The sequence below is a fragment of the Deltaproteobacteria bacterium genome, assembly GCA_029858205.1.
GTDB lineage: Bacteria > Desulfobacterota > GWC2-55-46 > GWC2-55-46 > DRQE01 > JAOUFM01.
This window is the reverse complement of record JAOUFM010000008.1, coordinates 83,556-89,555: the sequence shown is the minus strand read 5'-3', so window position 1 is coordinate 89,555 and position 6,000 is coordinate 83,556. Positions and strand designations below refer to the sequence as shown.

The following is a 6,000-nucleotide window of genomic DNA, read 5'->3' as shown; positions in this document are numbered from 1 at the left end:
TGCTTTTGATGGGTGATAGATAGTAAAACGTGAAGTAAACCGACACAATGTATATGACGAATGCGGAAAAAGAGGTTTACGAATTATTTGCTTGTTACGGCATTATTCCTGCTTCCGGCAGTTGCCGTAGGCAAGGGCGCGGAGCTTGAGGAGCGGTTAAAAGGGCTTTTGCCCGAGGGCGCAGAGTGGAGCATGAGCGTAATGGACATAAATACAAATAGCTTTATATACGACGCAAAGTCAGGCAGCCGCGCTGCAGAGAGCGCAAGCGGGCTTACCCCTGCCTCGCTCGTAAAGCTATTTACTTCAGGCGCTTCGCTCGAACACGCGAATAAAATCGACATGACCACATACATCAGCCGCGACGCCAAACTTAAGAACACCGTCTTAAACGGCAACCTATACCTAACAGGCCGCGGCAATGCGTTGTTATCGGAAGCGGACTTGAGGAATGCGGTAAAAGACATGCTGAAATCCGGCATAAAAACAGTAAACGGCAGCATCGTGGCTGACGATACTTTATTTAATCCAATCGGCCTCGATAGAACGCGTAAAGGCCCGGCCTACGCCCCGCCTTCGGCCCTCGGGCTTGATTTGCACACTATAGCGGTACATGTCGCGCCGTCAAAGGCCGGAGAGCCGCCTGCAGCAAAAAAACACTTGTCTTTTATTTTGATGAGGAGTATTATAATGGATACAGTATACACAAATAAAGCCACAGGCTTTTGTGTGTAAAAAACGTAAAGAGGAGACTCTATCATGGCTCACAAGATTACCGAAGATTGCGTAGCATGCGGCGTATGCCAGCCCGAGTGCCCTGTGGGCGCTATCAGCGAGGGCGACCCCATTTATTCCATAGACCCGAAGGTTTGCATCGACTGTAAGGGGCACTTCGATTCGGCCAAATGCGCCGAGGTCTGTCCGACCGCGGCATGCGTGCCGGCATAATCGGGGTCAGCCGGGGGAACTTAAACCCGCCTGTTTTTTTTCACGGGACTGAGTGAAGGTTTTACCAACGGCCGCGGCCTTTTCCTTTGATACCATAAAAGGAGGCCGCGTTTTGCCGCTTTTGAAAGAAGGTTTGAAATGAAGGATTTTACGATATTCTGGGGATGCACCATTCAGGCGCGCTTCCCTTTTATAGAGAAATCGGTAAGAACGGTTTTAAAGGGCTTTGGCCTTCCGTATAGGGATATAGACGGCTTTACGTGCTGTCCGGAGAAGTCGCTTGTAAATAACGTTGACCACGGGCTCTGGCTCCTTACTGCCGCAAGGAACATGGCCGTTGCGGAAAAAGAAGGTGTAGACATAGTAAGCCCGTGCACCGGATGTGTTTCGAACCTCGCAACCGTTAAGGGCGAGCTCCACGGAGATGCGAAGAAAGAAGCGGATGTAAATTCGATTCTAAAGGAAATAGGCAGAGAGTTCCATGGCACTGCTTCTCTTAAGCACCTTGTGCCGTTTTTCCACGACGAAGTAGGCATAAACGCGATAAAGGCGAAGATAAAGCGCGGCTTCGAGGGCATGAAGATAGGCATACACTACGGCTGCCATATGATGAGGCCGTCTCACGCGCTAAAGAACGACGACCCGCTTGAGCCAAAGAAGTTCGATAACCTCGTACGCGCGCTTGGCGCAGAGAGCCTTAGTTATTTAAACAAGCTTAAGTGCTGCGGCCAGAGCCTCGATAGAGTGGACCAGCACGACGCAGCCCTGAACATGGCGCGTGTTAAGCTAAACGAATTAAGGGCCATAGGCGCGGACGCCATGGTGCTTTGCTGCCCGTCGTGCTTTTTGCAGTTCGACAATAATCAGTTCCTCATGGCAAGGGACGGCGAGAAGCTAAGCATCCCGATACTTTATTTTACAGACCTTCTAGGGCTTGCCATGGGCTATAAGCCAGAAGAGCTCGGCATGGACGGACACAGGATGGACGTGGCGCCGTTTCTCGAGAAGTGGAATGCGATGGAGAAAAAGAACGCAGCCTCGACGCTCGAGGGCGGTATGAACATGGAAGGGGCCTTTTAGGGGATAAGGGGGGATAATGATGCTCGAATCAACGCTTAATATGAAGCTTTTGGAAAAATGCGCAGAGTGCGGCGCGTGCTATAACCTTTGCCCGGCGTGCCTCCATATAGAGGGCTACGACCCGAGGGCCGTTGTTAAGGACATAGTCAAAGGGGAGCACGATAAGTGGGTCGATTCGAAGAGCATATGGCAGTGTCTCGAGTGCCATCACTGCGTTGAGATATGCTACCAGCACTACGGCTTCGAGAACGCAATGACAGCGATGCGCCTCTACGCGACAAAGAAGGGCGTGCACCCGGCCCAGGTAAAGCGCGGCTACGAGATGTTTGCAAAGACCGGAAAGCTTGGAGAGCCGGCACTTCCGCCAAGAAAGAAGCTCGGGCTTCCGGAGCCTTCGAAGTCCGGGATGGATGAGTTTTTAAAGATGGTAGAGATATACAAGGCCAAGAAAAAAAGCGCGGCGTGACGCGCCGCGAGAGGCGTTTCTTTAGAAGGAGAACCTTTTAACATGAACCACGATTACCAGAAAGACATATCGGGCTGCGGCTTAACAGGCCTCATAAACCGGAAGCGAAAGAAGGTGGACGGCAGCTACATCACCAAGTCCCTTTGCCTTATGAACGACAGGGGTAACGGCCTTGGCGCCGGGTACGCGGCATACGGCATATACCCGGAGTTCGAGGACTGCTACGCCTTCCACGTGATGTACGATTTCTCGTCGAGTAAGCAGGAGGCCGAGGACTTTTTCAAGGCCAACTACGATATCGAGAAGATAGAGGAAATACCTACGGCACCGGTAAAGAACATCGTAATCAGTCCGATGCTTGTTAGGTACTTCGTAAAGCCCGATAAGACAATGCTAAGAGGCGGCCAGACCGCAGACGACTTTGTCGTTAGAACGGTCATGAAGGTCAACTCCGAGATAGAGGGCGCGTATATATTCAGCTCCGGTAAAAACATGGGCGCCTTTAAGGGTGTCGGTAACCCCATAGACATAGCAAAGTTCTTTAAGCTAGATGAATACAGCGGCTACATCTGGACCGGTCACACCCGGTTCCCGACCAATACGCCCGGTTGGTGGGGCGGAGCGCATCCGTTTACGCTTCTTGACTGGTCGATTGTGCATAACGGCGAGATATCGAGCTACGGCATCAACAAGCGTTATCTCGAGATGTATGGCTATAAGCTAACGCTTTTAACGGATACCGAGGTCGCGGCCTATACATTCGACCTTCTTATAAGAAGGCACGGGCTCGATATAAAGACAGCGTGCTCGGTGCTTGCCGCGCCGTTTTGGAAGAACATAGACAAGATGCCCGAGGCAGAGCGCGAGGCATTTACCGCGCTTCGCCAAACTTACGCAAGCGCGCTTTTAAACGGCCCGTTCTCGATACTCTTTGGCCACAGCGGCGGGCTTGTCGGTATAAACGACAGAATTAAGCTCAGGCCGCTTGTTGCCGCAGAAAAGGGCGACTTTGTCTACATGGCGAGTGAGGAGAGCGCAATAAGGGAAATAACACCTGAGTTGGATAAGGTCTGGACACCGAGGGCCGGAAACCCGGTCATAGTGGAGTTTGAAAAGTAAGGGCTGCAGATTTTTTCAAGAGACAGATTTTTGCGTATTTTACGCGCTTTATAAAATTACAGGGTACTAACTACAAGAGAGGCCAAGAACATGTTCAAGAGTCTTGCGCCGCCGGAGTTCCTGGCGACGATAGATACAGACAAATGCATCAGGTGTAAGAGATGCATCCATAACTGCGGCTGGAGCGTGTATTCGTGGGGCGGGGACCGCGTGCTTATCGACACGATGAAGTGCGTGAAGTGCCTTCGCTGCTACCACTACTGCCCGGTCGAGGCAATCGAGATAAAGGACAACCCAACGCGTTTTAGGTCTAACGCCAACTGGGGCTACTATAATATCAGGAACATAAAGAAGCAGGCGGAGACAGGCGGCATGCCGCTAACCGGCATGGGAAGCGATATGCCCTATCCCGTGCTCTTTGATAATCTTCTTTTAGACGCGTGCCAGGTCACGAACCCTTCCATCGATCCGCTAAGGGAGCCGATGGAGCTTAGGACTTATCTCGGTAAGAAGCCGTCGAAGGTGGAGGTAGAGAGAGGCAAGGACGGTTCTTTGAAGGTCAAGACAAAGATGCCGCCGCAAATCAAGATAGAACTGCCGTTTATATTCTCTCCCATGAGCTTTGGCTCCATAAGCCTTAACGCGCAGAAGGTGCTTGCCATGGCCGCGAAGGAGTGCGGCATACTGATGAACACCGGAGAGGGCGGGTTGCATGAAGATCTCCTTCCTTATAAGGACAGCATAATCGTGCAGGTTGCTTCCGGACGTTTCGGCGTTAACCCGGATTATCTTAACGCAGGTGTGGCTGTCGAGATAAAGATAGGCCAGGGCGCTAAGCCCGGAATAGGCGGCCATCTGCCCGGAGAGAAAATCCCGCTCGAGGTCGCAAAGACGAGGATGATACCGGTCGGCACGGACGCGCTTAGTCCTGCTCCGCAGCACGACATATATTCGATAGAGGATCTAAGGCAGCTCATATACGCGATAAAAGAAGCAACGAACTATAAGCCAGTTTCCGTAAAGATAGCGGCCGTGCATAACGTAGCGGCAATAGCCTCTGGCATTGTGCGCGCAGGCGCGGATATTGTTTATCTGGACGGCTTTAGAGGCGGCACAGGGGCCGCGCCCGTGGCGATAAGGGACCACATGGGCATACCGATAGAGCATGCCCTTGCGGCAGTGGACGATAGGCTAAGGGAAGAGGGTATAAGGAACGAGGCCTCTATAATCGCGGCAGGTGGCATAAGAAGCGCAGCCGACGCTGTAAAGGCAATTGCGCTTGGCGCCGATGCCGTAGCTATAGCAACAGGAGCGCTCATTACAATGGGCTGCACGGTGTGCGGCAAGTGTTACACAGGCAACTGCTCCTGGGGCATTACCACACAGAGGCCGGAGCTTACGGCAAGGCTCGATCCCGAGATATTTGCCGAGAGGCTTGCTAATCTAATACACGCATGGAGCCATGAGTTTAAGGAAATACTCGGCGCACTTGGCGTGAACGCGGTAGAGAGCTTAAGGGGCAGCCGTGAGAGGCTTCGCGGCGTGGGGCTCGATACGGCGACACTCGATATACTCGGCGTAAAGGCCGCAGGCAGATAAATAATAAGGCACGGGTAAAAAACACATGAGCACGATAGACGCAAAAGGCGTATATTACCGCGAGTTGAATGCAAAGGTCAGAGAGGCCGTTGAAAAAGGCGATAAGGAGATAATCCTTAAAAACGTCAACGGGCAGTACTATATCGGCGACGGCATAAGAAAGAAGGTCAATATAACCGTCGAGGGTGTGCCCGGTAACGACCTTGCGGCTTTTATGGACGGCCCTGAGCTTAGGATAAAGGCCAATGCGCAGGATAACATTGCCAATACGATGAACAGCGGCAAGGTTATCGTCGAAGGAAACGCAGGAGACGTGCTTGGTTACGGCATGAGGGGCGGCAAGCTCCACGTGCGCGGAAGTGTCGGGTACCGCGTTGGCATACACATGAAGGGGTATAAGAAGCAGGTCCCGGTCGTGATTGTCGGCGGCTCGGCGGGAGATTTCTTTGGCGAGTACATGGCCGGAGGCGTGCTTATACTGCTTGGCCTGGATTTGAAGGCTAATGAGGCTATAGTAGGCGATTATCTTGGCACAGGCATGCACGGCGGCGTCATATATGTAAGGGGCGACATAGATAAGGACCTTTGCGGCGCTGAAGTCGGCATCATGGCGACCGATGAGGAGGACGATAAGCTTCTTAAGGAATATCTCGAGGACTATTGTAAGGACTTTGGCCTCAACCTTGCCGATGTGATGAAGAAGCCCTTTAAGAAGCTTTTACCCGTATCCCAGAGGCCTTACGGAAATCTTTACGCGTACTGAGCCTTGCCGGGGCTAAACTTGGCCT

Annotated in this window: 7 protein-coding genes; all 7 read left to right on the top strand. The window is 52.3% G+C overall.

Annotated features, from left to right (window positions below):
* The first annotated feature begins 60 nt into the window (after positions 1–60).
* The 7 genes from OEV59_07625 to OEV59_07595 all read left to right on the top strand — a co-directional run bounded on the left by OEV59_07625 (position 61) and on the right by OEV59_07595 (position 5,975).
* Entirely contained in the window at positions 61–735 is a 675-nt protein-coding gene (locus tag OEV59_07625) for a D-alanyl-D-alanine carboxypeptidase (protein MDH4227596.1), read from the top strand.
* 24 nt (positions 736–759) lie between these two features.
* Positions 760–948, top strand: a complete 189-nt coding sequence (locus OEV59_07620; protein ID MDH4227595.1) for a 4Fe-4S binding protein — start codon at positions 760–762, stop codon at positions 946–948.
* A gap of 138 nt (positions 949–1,086) precedes the next feature.
* Positions 1,087–2,028 (top strand): CoB--CoM heterodisulfide reductase iron-sulfur subunit B family protein, encoded by a 942-nt coding sequence (locus OEV59_07615; GenBank protein MDH4227594.1) that lies wholly within the window; start codon positions 1,087–1,089, stop codon positions 2,026–2,028.
* Positions 2,029–2,044: 16 nt separating this feature from the next.
* Entirely contained in the window at positions 2,045–2,494 is a 450-nt protein-coding gene (locus OEV59_07610) for a 4Fe-4S dicluster domain-containing protein (GenBank protein ID MDH4227593.1), read from the top strand.
* Positions 2,495–2,536: 42 nt separating this feature from the next.
* On the top strand, positions 2,537–3,613 hold the full coding sequence (locus tag OEV59_07605; GenBank protein MDH4227592.1) for a glutamine amidotransferase family protein: 1,077 nt from the start codon (positions 2,537–2,539) through the stop codon (positions 3,611–3,613).
* A gap of 90 nt (positions 3,614–3,703) precedes the next feature.
* A complete protein-coding gene (locus OEV59_07600; GenBank protein ID MDH4227591.1) occupies positions 3,704–5,212 on the top strand; it encodes a glutamate synthase-related protein in 1,509 nt (502 codons plus the stop codon).
* 25 nt (positions 5,213–5,237) lie between these two features.
* On the top strand, positions 5,238–5,975 hold the full coding sequence (locus tag OEV59_07595) for a hypothetical protein (protein ID MDH4227590.1): 738 nt from the start codon (positions 5,238–5,240) through the stop codon (positions 5,973–5,975).
* Positions 5,976–6,000 lie beyond the last annotated feature (25 nt).

Excerpts from the sequence above, each read along its gene's own strand:
- OEV59_07625 (MDH4227596.1), top strand. The coding sequence starts at position 61 with ATGCGGAAAAAGAGGTTTACGAATTATTTGCTTGTTACGGCATTATTC.
- OEV59_07620 (MDH4227595.1), top strand. The coding sequence starts at position 760 with ATGGCTCACAAGATTACCGAAGATTGCGTAGCATGCGGCGTATGCCAG.
- OEV59_07615 (MDH4227594.1), top strand. The coding sequence starts at position 1,087 with ATGAAGGATTTTACGATATTCTGGGGATGCACCATTCAGGCGCGCTTC.
- OEV59_07610 (MDH4227593.1), top strand. The coding sequence starts at position 2,045 with ATGATGCTCGAATCAACGCTTAATATGAAGCTTTTGGAAAAATGCGCA.
- OEV59_07605 (MDH4227592.1), top strand. The coding sequence starts at position 2,537 with ATGAACCACGATTACCAGAAAGACATATCGGGCTGCGGCTTAACAGGC.
- OEV59_07600 (MDH4227591.1), top strand. The coding sequence starts at position 3,704 with ATGTTCAAGAGTCTTGCGCCGCCGGAGTTCCTGGCGACGATAGATACA.
- OEV59_07595 (MDH4227590.1), top strand. The coding sequence starts at position 5,238 with ATGAGCACGATAGACGCAAAAGGCGTATATTACCGCGAGTTGAATGCA.